A 16,646-nucleotide genomic window follows, 5' to 3' on the forward strand; every position below is an offset into this window, starting at 1 on the left:
TTTCGGAGCCCGATCGACAGCGGGACGAAAGTGGGCCGGTCGTCGTCAAAAATAAAAGGGGCGACGCGTTCGCGCATCGGTGCGCCGCGCGGAGTCGGGCCTTCGACGCATGGGCGAGGGCGGCTCGCGTGCGACGCGCAGCGACAGTTGCCGTCGCCCAAGTGCGGACACGATCCGCATCGCTATTTCTCGGATGACCCATGCCTGACAATCATAATCATCGTGTCGACGCCCAAGGCCTGTCGCTCGGCAGCTTGCGCACGGCAGCATGGCTTCGGCATCTCCTCGATCACGCGGAGCGTCTTGCGTCCGCGGCGGCGGCGAGCCGCGAAGCGCACATCGCGACCGCCGCGTACAACACCACGCTCGCGCGATCGAATGCAAGCGCACGGCGCGGCCCGACGGCGGACGCCGATCTCCTGAGCGAACTGCTCGCGGCGCTGCAAGGCGACGGCGCATCCGCCGACACGGCGCGCGCCGCCACAGACGGCCCGTTCGCGCGGACGCCGACGAAACGGCTGCTCGCGATCGTCGATCGTTATCTACCTGGTTCGAAAGCCGTGTTCGACGGGGCGTATGGCATGGCGAACGCGTGCGGCTTCGACGATCCGGAAGTCGGCTGGGCCGCGCTCGAATCGATCGAGCTCGGCATCGGGCACGCGCTCGCGGCGGACGGCGACGTCGCGGAAGACGCGATGCGCGGTCTGGTTCGCTGCGACGGACCGGCGGCGGGCCGCGTCATCGACCGGGCGATCGGATGTGTGTGGCTAGCGGACGAAAAGCACATCGACGTCATGGCCGCGCTCGCGATGTTTTCGGCGACGCTCGCGACGAATGCGCCGATCACGCTCGCCGCATACGGCGGCGAGCACAACGGCATCGCGGCCGCGATTCGGCGTGAGCGTCGGGATCTCGCGTCGGCGGAAGGGCTGTGCGCCGCGCTCGCCGTCTGCCGGCTCGATCGGCTGACGGGCGCCGGAAGCTTCTGGGCGTATTACCTGCTCGCGGGTGTGATGATTGCGGCGCCCGACGTCGTGGCTGCGATGGCCGGGCGCTTTCATGGAGGCGCGTTGAACGCATGGCTCGACATGATCCTCGCATCGCCCGCGCGCAGTGAGATCGGCGGCGCCGGCGAGGCCGTGCTGGGGCGGCTGGCCGCGTCGATGAGTTTCACGTCGCGGCGCAATCCGATCATTCACACGAAACGCAGGTCGATGCGCTGAGCGCCGGGCCGGCTCGGCAGCCGGCTCGCGCCGATCGGCTCAGATCGACAGGCAGATCTTGCCGAAGTGCTTGCCCGCAGCCTGATGGCGGAACGCGTCGGCGATCTCGTCGAGCGCGAACGTGCGATCGATCACTGGCTTGATGCCGGTCGAATCGATCGCGCGCACCATGTCGATCTGGTGCCGGCGGCTGCCGACGATGAGACCTTGCAGATTCTGTTGGCGCGTCATCAGCGTGACGGTCGGCACCGGCCCGGCGATGCCCGTCAGCACGCCGATCAGCGCGATATGGCCGCCGATCCGGCACGCCTGAATCGAGTGCGGCAACGTATCCGGGCCGCCCACTTCGATCACGTGATCGACGCCGCGTCCGTTCGTCTGCTCGAGGACCTTCGCGGCCCAATTCGCGTCGCGGCGATAGTTGACGACGTGGTCGGCGCCGAGCGCGCGGGCGCGTTCCAGCTTCTCGTCCGACGACGACGTGACGATCACGGTCGCGCCCATTCGTTTTGCGAACTGCAGCGCGAAGATCGACACGCCGCCCGTGCCGAGCACGAGCACGCTGTCGCCGGCCTTGAGGTTGCCGTCGACGACGAGCGCGCGCCATGCGGTGAGGCCGGCTGTCGTCAGCGTCGCGGCTTCCGCATGCGTGTAGTCCTTCGGCGCGTGCGTGAACCAATGCGCGGGCCGCACGACCGATTCGCGCGCGTAGCCGTCGACGCCGTCGCCCGGCACCGTCGCGAAGTCCGCCGTGGTCGGGCCGCCGTCGAGCCATTGCGGGAAGAAGGTCGACACGACCGCGTCGCCGACCGCGTATTCCGTGACGCCTTCGCCGATCGCTTCGACGACGCCCGCGCCGTCCGACATCGGAATGCGTTTGTCGGCGGCGCTCATCCTGCCCGTGACGACGCCGAGATCGTGATAGTTGAGCGAGCTTGCATGAACGCGTACGCGGATCTCGCCCGCGGCGGGCGCGCCGGGATCGGCGAGCGTCACGCGTTCGAGCTGTTCGAGGCCTGCGGGCTGGCGCAGCATGATGGCTTTCATTGATTCGACTCCTGTGAATGGTGAGCGCTCGAAGCGCGGCGCGCGATCGATGTGTTCGTGAGTGGCCGACCAAGGACCGGCGCGCGGTGCGTCGTTGCGCGTGTCGCACGCGAGTGCACGTGGACCGCACTGAGCGAAGCGGGCCGCGTCCGGCCGACGAGCGGACGGCAGACGGACGAATTGTCCGGACGTACCTCGTTCGATGCAAGAACGTACAATTAAGGCCGGTACTATTAATTATGTAGGTAGGCGGCGATGCGACCGAAACGTTTCGACAGCAAGAGCGGATGCTCCGTCGAGGTGACCCTTTCCGTCATCGGCGGATTGTGGAAGCCGGTGATCCTGTTTCATTTGTTGCGGGAGAAGAAGCGTTTCATGGAGCTCACGCGGCTGATGCCGAACACGACGCAGCGGATGCTGACGCTGCAGTTGCGCGAACTCGAGGCGGACGGGATCGTCGCGCGCCACGTCTATCCGCAGGTGCCGCCGAAGGTCGAGTACGAATTGACGCCGTTCGGCAAGACGCTCGCTCCCGTGTTGATCAGCTTGCGGGAATGGGGCGATGCGTATCGGACGCATCAATCGGGCGTCGACTCCGCCGAGACGACTCGCGACGCGTCGGCGTGCGACGCATCGACGCAGTCGAAGAAACGCGCAGCCGCCGCGAGAAAGACCGCGTAGCGTATCGATGCAGACGGATCGGTCGAGCGCGAATGCGCCGAGGTCGATTCGCAAATCGTTGGTTCCGTCTGCATCGCATGGCCGGCGATGTTCGCGCGGTGTTCGTCTTGTGTTCGCTGTCATGACCGCGGACATGTGCAACGCTGCTTCTCGGCAGGCAAACCTTCCTCTTCAAATACCCGCGAGACGAGCGATGCCCGCCGGGCATGTCGCGCGTGCTTCCTCGCGGCCGGCAATGCGAGCCTTCTCCTTCTTCGTCATTTTCAATCGCGCCGTCGGATCGCCGGGCGATGCGCGATGCTAGGCGTCGATGAAGATGTCCGTTTCGTGAACGGCGTCGAATTCGTTCGATCTTTCATGCGCTGGCTCACGATGAAGGGAAATACCAAATCGTCATTTGTTGTTCATTTGAACATGAATTTTCATAAAATTTACGCGGAATATTTTATCTGTCATGTGGAATTATTATTTCAATGTGAAAGGTAATGAAGGCTGTCGTCGATCGGATGCCAGAGGATATACCGGCGCGCGGACGCCGCCATGCTTTCGGACATGCCCGTCGACATCAGGATCCGCGGGGAGAGCGGGGTTGCATGGGAAAAGTGGAAAGATGCTCACGCACGCGGATGCGCGGTTCTCCTTGTGAGAACGTGTATGAATACGCTGTTCGTCGTCCGCTGCGTCCGGCTATCCTATCTCTAGGCGATCTGCGCGGCGAGGCGATGATTGCCGGCCACTTCGGTTTGTCTGCCCACGGCTCGCGTGGACGAGCGGAGTGCAGATTTTCACAGGTCAATCAATAGAATTTTTTATTGATTTTTCATTGGATTTTTATGGAGTTTGTGTATGTGAAGAATAAGGAAATATTTTGATGAAAAATGTAACGGAATGGAGTGTGATGTTACGTTACGGCACGCGTAACGACGGAAAGGGCAGGCGTCAACTATGCCGCTCGCGCGACGTATCGAGCAATTAAATTCGTTGTGGATTTACTTTCTTGAAAAAAGGGTGCGCGATCGATCCGGCGCGCACGCTGGCACGCTCCGTGCGATGACCTCCGCGCCGAAATGACGGCAGTACCTATCCACACGAGGTCACATATGAAACAAAGCTTCAAGTTGACGAGCATTGCACTGTCCGCAGCAGTCGCGTTCGGGGTCGCGGCAGCGATGCCGGCCGTCGCAGGTGAGCTGAACGCCCTTCCGGTCTCTGCTTCGGTTGGAAATCTTGGCGGCGCTGGCTCGGGTAGCGCTGCATTGGGGCTTGCCGGCGGTTCGCAGCAGGGAGTGATCCGCGCTAGCGCGCTCGGCTCGGCTGACGCGTCAGTTGGCGCTGGCGCACTCGCCAACTTGGCAGGCACGCTCGTGAACGCAGTAAGTCATAACCCCGTTCAAGGTGTCGTGAACAATGCGGTCGGTACGCTGGTGAATCTGGCGAGCAACAACCCGCTGCCGGGCGTCGCAAACAACGCCGTGGGTACGCTGACGAATCTGGCGAGCAACAACCCGTTGCCGGGGGCGCTGAATAGCGCGGTGGGCACGTTGCAAAGCACGGTGGCGAACAACCCGCTGTCCGGCGTCGCGAACAACGCCGTGGGCACGCTGACGAATCTGGCGAGCAACAACCCGCTGCCGGGGGCGCTGAATAACGCGGTGGGCACGCTGCAAAGCACGGTGGCGAACAACCCGCTGCCGGGCGTCGCGAACAACGCCGTGGGCACGCTGACGAATCTGGCGAGCAACAACCCGCTGCCGGGGGCGCTGAATAACGCGGTGGGCACGCTGCAAAACGCGGTGACGAGCAACCCGCTTCCCGGCGTCGCGAACAACGCCGTGGGCACGCTGACGAATCTGGCGAGCAACAACCCGCTGCCGGGGGCGCTGAATAACGCGGTGGGCACGCTGCAAAGCACGGTGGCGAACAATCCGCTGCCGGGCGTCGCGAACAACGCCGTGGGTACGTTGACGAATCTGGCGAGTAACAACCCGTTGCCGGGGGCGCTGAATAACGCGGTGGGCACGCTGCAAAACGCGGTGACGAGCAACCCGCTTCCCGGCGTTGAGAACAACGCCGTGGGCACGCTGACGAATCTGGCGAGCAACAACCCGCTCGCAGGCGCGGTCGGCGGCCTGAGCAACACGCTGCCTGCCGCGCTGAGCAACTCGGCCGGCGCATTGGCGGGCGCGGCGAGCAATGTCACGGGTGCATTGGCGGGTGCCGCCAGCAACGTGACGGGCGCGCTGGCGGGCGCGGGCAGCAACGTGGCCGGCGCGCTCGCGGGCGCCGCGAGCAACAATCCGCTGCCGGGTGTCGTGAACAACGTGGCCGGCACGCTCGCGGGCGCCGCGAGCAACAATCCGCTGCCGGGTGTCGTGAACAACGTGGCCGGCACGCTCGCGAACGCGATCGGCGGCAATCCGATCGCGCCGATCACGAGCGTCGTGAGCAGCCTGACGAACGCGCTGCCTGTCGCCAACCCGACGGGCGCATTGACGGGTGCCGTGAACAACGTCGCGGGCACGCTCGCGCGCGTGGCGAACGGCAATCCGGTGACGGGCGCGGTCGGCAGTCTCGTGGGCGCGTTGCCCGTCAGCAATCCGGCTGGCGCGTTGACGAGCGCAGCGAACAACGCCGCAGGCACAATCGCGACCGTCGCGGGCAGCAATCCGGCTGCAGCCGTCGGCGGCGTCGCAGGTGCGCTGACGGGAGCGGCTGGCACTGGCGTCGCAGCGGGCTCGCAACTCGGAAGCGTCGGCTCCGCGCTGATGGGTTCGGGCGCAACCTCGGCCGGGAAGATGTTGACGTCGGGCAGCAACGCGTTCGGCAGCACGACGGCCGCAACCGGCTCGTTGCTGTCGACGGGCGCTGCCGCTGCGAGCACGGTCGTCAACTCGGTGGGCTCGTCGGTCGGTGCGGTGGTGGCGTCGCTGCCGAACCTGACGGTCTCGTCGTCGAAGTCGGCTGCTCCGGCGTCGAACTCGCTCGCTCCGGTCACGTCGGCGATCGCGACGCTCGCCGGCGCGCTGCCGAAGTAATGCGGCGCGGCGCGTCCCGGCGATGCTACGGGACGTGCCTATAGCCACTAGCCGGAAGTAATCGGTCGGAAGACGAACCAGGGCGGCATGGCGGCGACGTCATGCCGTCTTGTCGTTTCGGAGTCGGACTTGTCGTCCGAGCCACGGGCCGGGCGAGGGCTAGGCGAGGGCTGCGGTGCGCCGGCGTCCGTCCGGCGGCGTTCGTGGGCCGCGGGTCGGGCAGGCGGATCGGCTTGGACGTAAGGATTATGTATGCGATGATCGTATGTTTGGCGCCGATCGAGTCAACGGGGCAAACCCGCCTCGGATCCGCTCCGACAATGCGCGCGGCGGCTCGCGCCGCATTCCGCCGCATCGACCGATTTCGTTTCAAGTGATTGTTTCGATTGAGATTGTTGCGCGATCCGACGGCGCATCCCGGCCGTTTTTCCCGGATTTCCCCGCGCCGAAATTTTGCTGTATCGCTGACGATTCCTCTTCTTGAATTTGTCAAAACCCGTCCATATAATTAGCACTCGCTGCACGAGAGTGCTAACAATTCCTGCCGGCCGGCGAGCCGTCCGGCAGTTTCCCTCAGCGTTCTTCAGTCTCAATCAAGAGAGGAGTGAATATGAACCTTCGTCCGTTGCACGATCGCGTGATCGTCAAGCGCCTGGATCAGGAAACCAAGACCGCCTCGGGTATCGTCATTCCCGACGCAGCCGCTGAGAAGCCGGATCAAGGTGAAGTTCTGGCCATCGGTCCGGGCAAGCGCGATGACAAGGGCGCTCCGATCGCTCTCGACGTGAAGGTCGGCGATCGTGTTCTGTTCGGCAAGTATGCGGGCCAAACCGTCAAGGTCGACGGCCAGGAACTGCTCGTGATGCGCGAAGAAGACATCATGGCCGTGGTCAACGCTCAGTAAGCGTTCGCCAACGGATCACATTCTCAGAGATTTCAAGGAGTTAGAAGATGGCAGCTAAAGACGTCGTATTCGGCGATATCGCCCGCGCGAAGATGGTCGAAGGCGTGAACATTCTCGCCAACGCAGTGAAGGTCACGCTGGGTCCGAAGGGCCGCAACGTCGTGCTCGAACGCAGCTTCGGCGGCCCGACGGTCACGAAGGACGGTGTGTCGGTCGCGAAGGAAATCGAGCTGAAGGACAAGCTCCAGAACATGGGCGCGCAAATGGTCAAGGAAGTCGCTTCCAAGACGAGCGACAACGCAGGCGACGGCACGACGACGGCAACCGTCCTCGCGCAATCGATCGTGCGCGAAGGCATGAAGTACGTCGCGTCGGGCATGAACCCGATGGACCTGAAGCGCGGCATCGACAAGGCAGTCGCAGCGGCTGTCGAAGAGCTGAAGAAGATCAGCAAGCCCTGCACGACGAACAAGGAAATCGCACAGGTCGGCTCGATCTCGGCGAACAGCGATTCGTCGATCGGCGATCGCATCGCTGAAGCGATGGACAAGGTCGGCAAGGAAGGCGTGATCACCGTCGAAGACGGCAAGTCGCTCGCCGACGAACTGGACGTCGTCGAAGGCATGCAATTCGACCGCGGCTACCTGTCGCCGTACTTCATCAACAACCCGGACAAGCAAGTCGCCGTCCTCGACAACCCGTTCGTGCTGCTGCACGACAAGAAAGTGTCGAACATCCGTGATCTGCTGCCGGTGCTCGAGCAAGTCGCGAAGGCTGGCCGTCCGCTGCTGATCATCGCCGAAGACATCGAAGGCGAAGCGCTCGCCACGCTGGTCGTGAACAACATCCGCGGCATCCTGAAGACCGTTGCGGTCAAGGCGCCTGGCTTCGGCGATCGTCGCAAGGCGATGCTGGAAGACATCGCGATCCTGACGGGCGGCCAGGTGATCGCCGAGGAAACGGGCCTGACGCTCGAGAAGGCAACGCTGGCCGAGCTGGGTCAGGCGAAGCGCATCGAAGTGGGCAAGGAAAACACGACGATCATCGACGGCGCAGGCGAAGCCGCGAGCATCGAAGCCCGCGTGAAGCAGGTTCGTGCGCAGATCGAAGAAGCGACGTCGGACTACGACCGTGAGAAGCTGCAAGAGCGCGTGGCCAAGCTGGCGGGCGGCGTGGCAGTGATCAAGGTCGGTGCTGCGACCGAAGTCGAAATGAAGGAAAAGAAGGCACGTGTCGAAGACGCACTGCACGCTACGCGCGCTGCCGTTGAAGAAGGCATCGTGGCGGGCGGCGGCGTCGCGCTGATCCGCGCACGCACCGCGATTGCTGGCCTGACGGGCATCAACGCCGATCAGAACGCCGGTATCAAGATCGTGCTGCGCGCGATGGAAGAGCCGCTGCGTCAGATCGTCACGAACGGCGGCGAAGAAGCAAGCGTCGTGGTGGCGGCAGTTGCTGCGGGTTCGGGCAACTATGGCTACAACGCGGCAACGGGCGAGTACGGCGACCTGGTGGAAGCCGGAGTGGTCGACCCGACCAAGGTCACGCGCACCGCACTGCAAAACGCAGCGTCGGTCGCCGGCCTGCTGCTGACGACGGACGCAGCCGTCGCCGAACTGCCGAAGGAAGACGCTCCGATGCCGGGCGGCATGCCGGGCGGCATGGGCGGCATGGGCATGGACATGTAATTGGCGTAGCGCCGATTGCATCGAAGGACGCGCGGCGACGCGCGTTCTCCCAAACGAAAACACCCGCAGCGATGCGGGTGTTTTCGTTTGGAGCCGAGGCAAGCCGAACGGCGATCGAACGCGGCATCGGCCGCCGTCATTGGCATCCGGCGGCTGCGCGACGCAAGTCGTGTTGCCAGTCGCCGCTATTGTTGAACGTTCCGGACGAATCGGCGATCACGACTGAAATCCGTCCGGAACGTCGGTGGGCAGCGCGATTGCGCCGGGCGGTGGGCGGCAATGAAGCGGCTTACCGCCGGGCGGGCGAGCCCGACTGCGGCAGCGTCGGCGGAGGCGCGTCGTCTTCATTGCTGCGTGCCCAGAAGAAGCGATCCGGCAAATATGCGCCCATCCCGGGCCGAAACGCGTCGCGGGCTGCCTGATACAGATATTCCTGCGCTTCGCGTACCGCCTCGGGTGGTTCCTGGCCGTTCGCGAGCAGAGCGGCGATCGCCGCGCCGAGCGTGTCGGTGATGCCCATCAACCGATGCGGCGTGCGTTCCCATAAATCTTGGCGGATCTGGCCTTCCTCGCTGTACAGCGAATTGACGAGGCGGTGCGAGCCGGTTTCGGTCGCCAGGATGGTTTCGCAGCCCTGGCTGAGCAGGTGCGACAGTGCGGCGTCGAGGTTCGGCGCTTCGGCGTCGCCGTCCGGCTGCGCGAGCGCGATGAGCGTCGCGTGGTCCGCGACGAGGAGCGTCGTCTGCGGCGCGAGCAGATCGGCGATCGATTCGCGCAGGTCGTCGGCGGCGAGCACATGCTCGTCGTCGAGCGTGAAGTCCGGCGCGAGGACGAGCGGCACGCCGTCGTAATCGGCGACCACTTCGGCGATCGCGCTCACGACTTCCGCCCGCGTCGCGGCGCCGATCTTGAACGCGGCGACGGGCATGTCTTCGAGCAGCATGCGCGCCTGTGCGGCGACGGTATCCGGATCGAGGCCGGTGACTTCGTCGCAGGCGGCGGAGTCGCGCACGGTGTAGCCCGTCAGCACGGACACGCCGTGGCAGCCCATGCTCGCCAGAGTCATCAGGTCGGCTTGCAGGCCGGAGCCGCCCGTCGGATCGGACAGGCCGAAAGTGAGGACGATCGGAGGGGTGTTGCTGGACATGGAAATGGGGAAAGAGGAAAAACGGTAAAGCCAGTTGGCGAGATGCACCAGCCGGGTGCGCCCGCGCAGTCAATTATGCGGCGGATTCCGTTTGCCCGAAGCGTTTTTTTATCGCGCCGCAGCGCGCAAACGCAACTAGAGGCCGATTGCTAGGCAGTCCGGCGCCGACACGGTACCATCATGGCTCTCAAATCAACGGACTTTCCTTTACGCGGCTTAAGATGGAATATAAAAGCTGGATGTGCCTGATCTGCGGTTGGATTTACGACGAAGAAGCTGGGTTGCCGGAGGAGGGCATCGCCCCGGGCACACGCTGGGAAGACGTTCCCATCAACTGGACATGCCCCGAGTGCGGCGCGCGCAAGGAAGATTTCGAGATGGTCCAGATCTGACCGTCTCGCGTCGGCGGTTCGGCATCGAGCGAACCGGTGGCGTCGGCGCGGCAGCATCGACGGGTTGAGGCGCCGCTTGCGGCGCGGCTTCGTTTCTGGTGCTGACGCTCGTGCCTATTATCTCTGAAATCGCGACGGTCCCGGTCCTCGACGCTTTGCCCAATCCGCGAGGCGGCGCGGTGCCTGCGGCCGAGGCGGCGCTGCGCGCCGCGCAGCAGGCGTTCGAGCGGCGAGCCGATTCGGCCGAGCCGCTTGCCGGCGCTGCGGCGGCGTTGCAGGAGGCGGGCTGGCTCGCCGCGCAACGCTTTGTCGTTGCGCTTGCTCACGCCGCGCCGCTTGCGGCGACGGAATTGCAGCCGATTGCGTTCGAGGCCGCGCTGCGGGATTTCCGCGGCGCGCTCGAGCGTCACAATCTGCGCGAGCTCGCCTGCTCGCCGCTCCTGTTCGAGCATTACCGTGCGCTGTACGCGCAGGCGGCGAGCGATTTGCGCGCGGACACGCCGCACGATGCGCTCGCGCTCGCCGGCCGGCCGGTGCCGCCCGCCACGCTGTATGCGCTGTCGCCGCATGCGCTCGCGCATCTGCGCGCGCGCTACGAGCAAGCGCTTCTCGGCGCGTTGCGTGCATCGGAGGCGGCGACCGACGCGGCGCTCGACGGACTTGCCGACTGCGCGGCCGAACTCGCCGGCCCGTTTCCGTATGACTATTGGCGGCTCGCCGGCGCGTGCATGCGGGTGCTGCGCGTGCGCGGCGGCGTCGAACTCAAGCGTTTTCTCGCGCGCTGCAATCTGCTGCTCGGCGAGCAGGCGCGCGGATTGCGCATCGCGCCTGCCGCGCTCGTCCGGGAGGCGCTCGCGCTCTTCTGGCGCGACTACGCGCTGTACGGCGCGGCGGCGGAGGACGTGACCGACGTCGAGCTGCTGCACGACTACGGGCTGACCGTCGCGTGGCACGTCGCGGGCACGCAGGCGTCCGAGGCATTGTGGGAGGCCGACGCCGCGCGCGCCGAGGCTGACGCAGTACGGGCCGCGCCGACGCGCGAGCTCGGCGTCGTCACCGTCAACGGTCACGCGTATGAAGATTTTCTGCAGACGGCCGATGCGTCGATGACCGAGCTGGCGCTCGACATGCGCACGGCTGACGCGGGTGCCGCGTTGCAGGCGGCGGAGGCCGCGTATCGCGTCGGCTCGGCCGCGTGTGCGCTCGGGCTCGGACACACGGCGCTGCTTGCCGACGCGCTCGGGCTCGCATGGCGTCGCCGTGCGCATCTCGGCACGACGGACGAAGCGGGCGCGTCGGCATGCCGGCAGGCCACCGAAGCATTGCGCGCGACGTTGCACAAGATTGCAGCAGGTATGGCGCCGCCCGACTTGTCGGACGCGTGTGCGGCGCTCGCGGATGCGTTGTCGGGCGCGGTGCGGAAGGCATGATGCGACGCGCGGCGGGGCGATAGGCAAGGCCGGCTTCTTGCTTTCGGCCGATGTGGCGTAATCGCGCGCGGCCCGCGTGCCGATTGGCCCCGAACGCGTGATAGAGTGAGTGATATGTCGTGTCGACCCGCGCGGCGTGCGAGGCCGCGAGAAGCGGCGTCCGTCACGTCGCGAGGTCTTTGCTAAAATTCAAACCATGTCAAAGAGTTCCGATCGCATCAACCTTACCAACCAGTTCCTGATCGCCATGCCGAACATGGCGGATCCGACGTTTTCAGGAACGGTGGTCTATCTTTGCGATCACAGCGAGCGCGGCGCGCTCGGCCTCGTCATCAATCGCCCGACCGACATCGATCTCGAGTCGCTGTTCAACCGCATCGATCTGAAGCTCGAGATCGAGCCGCTCCTGCACATCCCCGTTTACTTCGGCGGCCCGGTGCAGACCGAGCGCGGCTTCGTGCTGCACGAGCCTGTCGAGGGCAGTTCGTACAACTCGTCGATGACGGTCGAAGGCGGGCTCGAGATGACGACGTCGAAAGACGTGCTCGAGGCGGTCGCGACGGGCGCGGGCCCGAGGCGTTTCCTGCTGACGCTCGGCCATGCCGGCTGGGGCGCGGGGCAGCTCGAGGAAGAGATTTCGAAGAACGGCTGGCTCACGGTCGCCGCCGATCCGCGGATCGTGTTCGACACGCCCGCCGAAGAGCGCTTCGAAGCGGCGCTCGGGCTGCTCGGCGTGAGTTCGTCGATGCTTTCGGGCGAGGCAGGACACGCATGAGCGCGGCGCTTTCGCGCGACGCGACGCTCCTGGCGTTCGACTACGGCGAGAAGCGCATCGGCGTGGCCGTCGGCAATCTGCTGACCCGCACGGCCCGCGCGCTCGTCATCGTTCCCAATCTGAATCGCGAGCACCGCTTCAAGGCGGTCGGCGAGCTGATCGCCGAATGGAAGCCGGATGCGCTCGTCGTCGGCCTGCCGCTTCATCCGGACGGCGCGCCGCACGAAATGACGCAGCAGGCGAAGCGCTTCGGCAATCAGCTGAACGGCCGCTTCAACCTGCCGGTGAGCTGGGTCGACGAGCGCTACTCGTCGGTCGAAGCACGCGCGGATCTGCGCGCGCGGGGCAGCGGCGCGGATCGTGTCGATGCCGAAGCCGCCCGCATCATCCTTCAACAATACCTCGACGAACGGCCCGATCATCATGAGTTCAATTGACGCCGAGGCGCTTTACCGCGTCCTGCTCGACCAGATTCGCGGCGCCTATGGCGAAACCGCGTTCGCCGAATCCGGCGGCCCCGTGCTGGCCGGCATCCACAGCGGCGGCGCGTGGCTCGCCGAGCGCCTCGCGCGCGACCTGAACGCGCCGGACTTCGGCGTCGTCAACGTCGCGCTGCATCGCGACGATTACGCAAAGAAGGGGCTGCACAGCCAGGCGAGCCCGACGTCGCTGCCGTTCGAAGTCGAAGGGCGGCGCATCGTCCTCGTCGACGACGTGCTGTACACCGGACGCACGGTGCGCGCGGCGCTCAACGAGCTGTACGACTACGGGCGGCCCGCCGCCGTCGAGCTCGCGGTGCTCGCCGATCGAGGCGGGCGCGAGCTGCCGGTCGGGGCGCGCTTCGTTGGCGGCACGCTCGGCGTCGACGCCGACGCGACGCTCGTGCTCGAGCGCACGGACGCGGGACGATTCACACTTCGCACCGAGGCGCGCGCCGGCTGACGCGCGCGACGCATTCCGCGCCCGCGCGCATCGCGCATCCGGGCGCCGTTTGGCAACACGTTGGAATCACGCACATCATGACGACCGACACCTCCGGCCACACCGGCAATCCCGCCGCGGCCGCGCCCGCCGAGCGCTTTCGCTACGGCTTCCTGAAGGGCAACCCGCAGCTCACGAAGAACGGCGAGCTCAAGCATCTGCTGTCGATCGAGGGGTTGCCCCGCGCGATCGTCAACCAGATCCTCGACACCGCCGAGCAGTTCGTCAGCGTGACCGACCGCGAAGTGAAGAAGGTGCCGCTTCTGCGCGGCAAGTCGGTGTTCAATCTGTTCTTCGAGAACTCGACGCGCACGCGCACCACGTTCGAGATCGCCGCGAAGCGGCTGTCCGCCGACGTGATCAACCTGAACATCAACGCATCGTCGACGAGCAAGGGCGAGTCGCTGCTCGACACGATCAACAACCTGTCGGCGATGCATGCCGACCTCTTCGTCGTGCGCCACGCGTCGAGCGGCGCGCCGTACCTGATCGCCGAGCACTGCGCGCCGCACGTGCACGTGATCAACGCGGGCGACGGCCGTCATGCGCATCCGACGCAGGGCCTCCTCGACATGTACACGATCCGCCACTACAAGCGCGACTTCACGAAGCTGCGCGTCGCGATCGTCGGCGACATCCTGCATTCGCGCGTCGCACGCTCGGACATCCATGCGCTGACGACGCTCGGCGTGCCGGAAGTGCGCGCGATCGGCCCGCGCACGCTGCTGCCGGGCGGGCTCGAGCAGATGGGCGTGCGCGTGTTCCACAATCTTGACGAAGGCCTGAAGGACGTCGACGTGATCATCATGCTGCGTCTGCAAAACGAGCGGATGAGCGGCGCGCTCCTGCCGTCCGCGCAGGAATATTTCAAGAGCTGGGGCTTGACGCCCGAGCGCCTCGCGCTCGCCGCGCCCGACGCGATCGTGATGCACCCGGGGCCGATGAACCGCGGCGTCGAGATCGACTCGCAGGTGGCCGACGGCCCGCAATCGGTGATCCTGAACCAGGTGACGTTCGGCATCGCGGTGCGGATGGCCGTGATGGGAATCGTCGCGGGCACGAACGACTGACGTGCGCGGTGCGCGGCGCGCGTGGGTGTCCCGCGCGCGCATCGAACTCGACGAAATCAACGCATTCAACGCATCAACAGACAGCGCATGAAGATTCATATCAAAGGCGGCACGCTCATCGATCCGGCGGCCGGTACGGAACGGCAGGCCGACGTGTTCGTCGCGGCCGGCAAGGTGGCCGCGATCGGCACGGCGCCGGCCGATTTCAACGCGGCGAAGACGATCGACGCGACGGGGATGATCGTCGCGCCGGGCTTCGTCGACTTGTCGGTGCGGTTGCGCGAGCCGGGCTACGAGTACAAGGCGACGCTCGAATCGGAAATGGCCGCGGCGGTCGCGGGCGGCGTGACGAGCCTCGTTTGCCCGCCCGACACCGATCCCGTGCTCGACGAGCCGGGCCTCGTCGAGATGCTGAAGTTCCGCGCGCACAACCTGCATCAGGCGCACGTGTATCCGCTCGGCGCGCTGACGGTCGGGCTGAAGGGGAGCGTCATCACCGAGATGGTCGAGCTGACCGAGGCGGGCTGCATCGGCTTCACGCAGGCGGACGTGCCTGTCTCCGACACGCAGATGCTGCTGCGCGCGCTGCAGTACGCAAGCACCTACGGCTACACCGTGTGGCTTCGGCCCGTCGACGCGTTCCTCGCGAAGGGCGGGGTCGCGGCGAGCGGGCCCGTCGCGTCGCGGCTCGGCCTGTCGGGCGTGCCGGTCGCGGCCGAGACGATCGCGCTGCACACGCTCTTCGAGCTGATGCGTGTGACGGGCTCGCGCGTGCACGTCGCGCGGCTGTCATCGGCGGCGGGCGTCGCGCTCGTGCGCGCGGCGAAGGCCGAGGGCCTGCCCGTGACCTGCGACGTCGGCGCGAACCACCTGCATCTGATCGACGTCGACATCGGCTACTTCGACGCGCAGTTCCGCCTCGATCCGCCGCTGCGCACCGAGCGCGACCGCGAAGCGATCCGCGCCGCGCTCGCCGACGGCACGATCGACGCGATCTGCTCGGATCACACGCCCGTCGACGACGACGAGAAGCTGCTGCCGTTCGCCGAGGCGACGCCGGGCTCGACGGGGCTCGAGTTGTTGCTGTCGCTGACCGTGAAGTGGGCACAGGAGGCAGGCGTGCCGCTTGTGCGCGCACTCGCGAAAATCAGCTCGGCGCCCGCAGGCGTGCTGAAGCTGCCCGCCGGCCGCGTCGACGAAGGCGCGCCGGCCGACCTGTGCGTGTTCGATCCGAACGCGCACTGGCGCGTCGAGCCGCGTGCGCTGAAGAGCCAGGGCCACAACACGCCGTTCCTCGGCTACGAGCTGCCCGCACAGGTATGCGCGACGCTCGTCGCGGGCCAGGTCGCGTTCGAGCGCCGCTGACGCGAGCCACATCATGAGACCCCTACGCAAGGCGCGCCTCGTCCTGCATCTGCTTAGCGGGATGGCGATCATCGCGCTGCGCTTCAAGCGCGCGACCCCGGAGCGCCGCCAGGAGATCACGCGGCGCTGGACCGTGAAGATGCTTCAGCTTTGCGGGATGCGGCTCGTCGTGCACAACGACGCGGCGCGACTCGATGCGAGCGCGCTCGTCGTCGGCAACCACGTGTCGTGGCTCGACATCTACGTGATCAACGCATGGCGTCCGACGCCGTTCGTGTCGAAGGCCGAGGTGCGTGCGTGGCCCGTTGTCGGCTGGCTCGCCGAGCGCCTGGGGACCGTGTTCATCCAGCGCGAGAAGCGCAGCGAGGCGAAGCGGATCATGCACGAGCTGTCCGATCGCCTCGGCCAGGGCGAGCTGATGTGCGTGTTTCCGGAAGGCACGACGTCGGATGGTCTCGGGCTGCTGCCGTTCCATTCGAACATGTTCCAGGCGGTGGTGTCGGCGGGCTGCGCGGTGCAGCCGATCTGCCTGATGTACGAGGACGCGCGCGGTCGCCAGTCGGTCGCGCCCGCGTATGTCGGTGATCTGTCGCTCGGCCAGTCGCTCGATAGGGTGTTGAACGGCGGGCCGCTCACCGCGCATCTATTCGTATGCGCGCCGATCGTTGCGGCGGGCGACCGGCGCGAGACGGCCGCGCTCGCGCGCGCCGCGGTCGCGGACGCGCTCGCGCAGATGCAGCGCGCCGTCGAGCGGCCGCTCGACTCGGATCTCGCGCGGCTCGCGGCGGCCGCGTACCCGGCGCCCGCCGAGCCGGCCGGCGAGCCTGAAGGCACGGCCGACCCGGAGGTCGGTGTCGACACGATGCCGCGCCGCGAAGGGTAAGCGCATCGACCGCGGTCGCCGCGCG

Annotated in this window: 15 protein-coding genes; 13 read left to right on the forward strand and 2 right to left on the reverse strand. The window is 66.3% G+C overall.

What is annotated here, in order from left to right:
• The first annotated feature begins 200 nt into the window (after positions 1 to 200).
• A complete protein-coding gene (locus WS62_RS07945) occupies positions 201 to 1,223 on the forward strand; it encodes a hypothetical protein (RefSeq protein WP_066569816.1) in 1,023 nt (340 codons plus the stop codon).
• Positions 1,224 to 1,262: 39 nt separating this feature from the next.
• Here the strand turns inward: WS62_RS07945 and WS62_RS07950 are convergent, their stop codons facing one another.
• A complete protein-coding gene (locus WS62_RS07950; protein WP_066569818.1) occupies positions 1,263 to 2,270 on the reverse strand; it encodes a zinc-dependent alcohol dehydrogenase family protein in 1,008 nt (335 codons plus the stop codon).
• Between the two features lie 255 nt (positions 2,271 to 2,525).
• Between WS62_RS07950 and WS62_RS07955 the strand changes: the two genes are divergently transcribed.
• The 4 genes from WS62_RS07955 to groL all read left to right on the forward strand — a co-directional run bounded on the left by WS62_RS07955 (position 2,526) and on the right by groL (position 8,578).
• Entirely contained in the window at positions 2,526 to 2,951 is a 426-nt protein-coding gene (locus tag WS62_RS07955; RefSeq protein ID WP_066569820.1) for a winged helix-turn-helix transcriptional regulator, read from the forward strand.
• A 1,100-nt stretch (positions 2,952 to 4,051) separates the two neighbouring features.
• Complete coding sequence (locus tag WS62_RS07960; protein ID WP_156440905.1) at positions 4,052 to 5,986, forward strand: beta strand repeat-containing protein; 1,935 nt, start codon at positions 4,052 to 4,054, stop codon at positions 5,984 to 5,986.
• A gap of 610 nt (positions 5,987 to 6,596) precedes the next feature.
• Complete coding sequence (gene groES, locus WS62_RS07965; RefSeq protein ID WP_009889537.1) at positions 6,597 to 6,890, forward strand: co-chaperone GroES; 294 nt, start codon at positions 6,597 to 6,599, stop codon at positions 6,888 to 6,890.
• A gap of 47 nt (positions 6,891 to 6,937) precedes the next feature.
• Entirely contained in the window at positions 6,938 to 8,578 is a 1,641-nt protein-coding gene (groL, locus tag WS62_RS07970; protein ID WP_066487023.1) for a chaperonin GroEL, read from the forward strand.
• A gap of 289 nt (positions 8,579 to 8,867) precedes the next feature.
• Here groL and WS62_RS07975 read toward each other — a convergent pair whose 3' ends face one another.
• Positions 8,868 to 9,725 carry a hydroxymethylpyrimidine/phosphomethylpyrimidine kinase family protein gene (locus WS62_RS07975; protein WP_066569828.1) on the reverse strand — a complete coding sequence of 286 codons (858 nt, stop codon included), beginning with the start codon at positions 9,723 to 9,725 and terminating at the stop codon, positions 8,868 to 8,870.
• 221 nt (positions 9,726 to 9,946) lie between these two features.
• Between WS62_RS07975 and WS62_RS07980 the strand changes: the two genes are divergently transcribed.
• From WS62_RS07980 to WS62_RS08015, 8 genes are all read left to right on the forward strand, one after another.
• The gene (locus tag WS62_RS07980; RefSeq protein WP_004186709.1) at positions 9,947 to 10,117 is read left to right on the forward strand and encodes a rubredoxin; all 171 of its coding nucleotides are present in this window, start codon (positions 9,947 to 9,949) and stop codon (positions 10,115 to 10,117) included.
• Between the two features lie 179 nt (positions 10,118 to 10,296).
• A complete protein-coding gene (locus WS62_RS07985; RefSeq protein ID WP_197422788.1) occupies positions 10,297 to 11,547 on the forward strand; it encodes a hypothetical protein in 1,251 nt (416 codons plus the stop codon).
• Positions 11,548 to 11,743: 196 nt separating this feature from the next.
• Positions 11,744 to 12,322 (forward strand): YqgE/AlgH family protein, encoded by a 579-nt coding sequence (locus WS62_RS07990; RefSeq protein WP_066569835.1) that lies wholly within the window; start codon positions 11,744 to 11,746, stop codon positions 12,320 to 12,322.
• Positions 12,319 to 12,759, forward strand: a complete 441-nt coding sequence (gene ruvX / locus WS62_RS07995; RefSeq protein WP_066569840.1) for a Holliday junction resolvase RuvX — start codon at positions 12,319 to 12,321, stop codon at positions 12,757 to 12,759. The genes WS62_RS07990 and ruvX overlap by 4 nt, the downstream gene beginning before the upstream one ends.
• Positions 12,746 to 13,264 carry a bifunctional pyr operon transcriptional regulator/uracil phosphoribosyltransferase PyrR gene (gene pyrR, locus WS62_RS08000; protein ID WP_066569845.1) on the forward strand — a complete coding sequence of 173 codons (519 nt, stop codon included), beginning with the start codon at positions 12,746 to 12,748 and terminating at the stop codon, positions 13,262 to 13,264. Before ruvX ends, pyrR begins: the two co-directional genes overlap by 14 nt.
• 77 nt (positions 13,265 to 13,341) lie before the next feature.
• Entirely contained in the window at positions 13,342 to 14,373 is a 1,032-nt protein-coding gene (locus WS62_RS08005; RefSeq protein ID WP_066569849.1) for an aspartate carbamoyltransferase catalytic subunit, read from the forward strand.
• 87 nt (positions 14,374 to 14,460) lie between these two features.
• On the forward strand, positions 14,461 to 15,738 hold the full coding sequence (locus tag WS62_RS08010; RefSeq protein ID WP_066569857.1) for a dihydroorotase: 1,278 nt from the start codon (positions 14,461 to 14,463) through the stop codon (positions 15,736 to 15,738).
• A gap of 13 nt (positions 15,739 to 15,751) precedes the next feature.
• Positions 15,752 to 16,621, forward strand: coding sequence for a lysophospholipid acyltransferase family protein (locus tag WS62_RS08015; RefSeq protein ID WP_066569860.1), 870 nt, complete (start codon positions 15,752 to 15,754; stop codon positions 16,619 to 16,621).
• The last annotated feature ends 25 nt before the right edge of the window (positions 16,622 to 16,646 follow it).

It is taken from the genome of Burkholderia sp. ABCPW 14 (assembly GCF_001523835.1).
Taxonomy (GTDB): domain Bacteria; phylum Pseudomonadota; class Gammaproteobacteria; order Burkholderiales; family Burkholderiaceae; genus Burkholderia; species Burkholderia mayonis.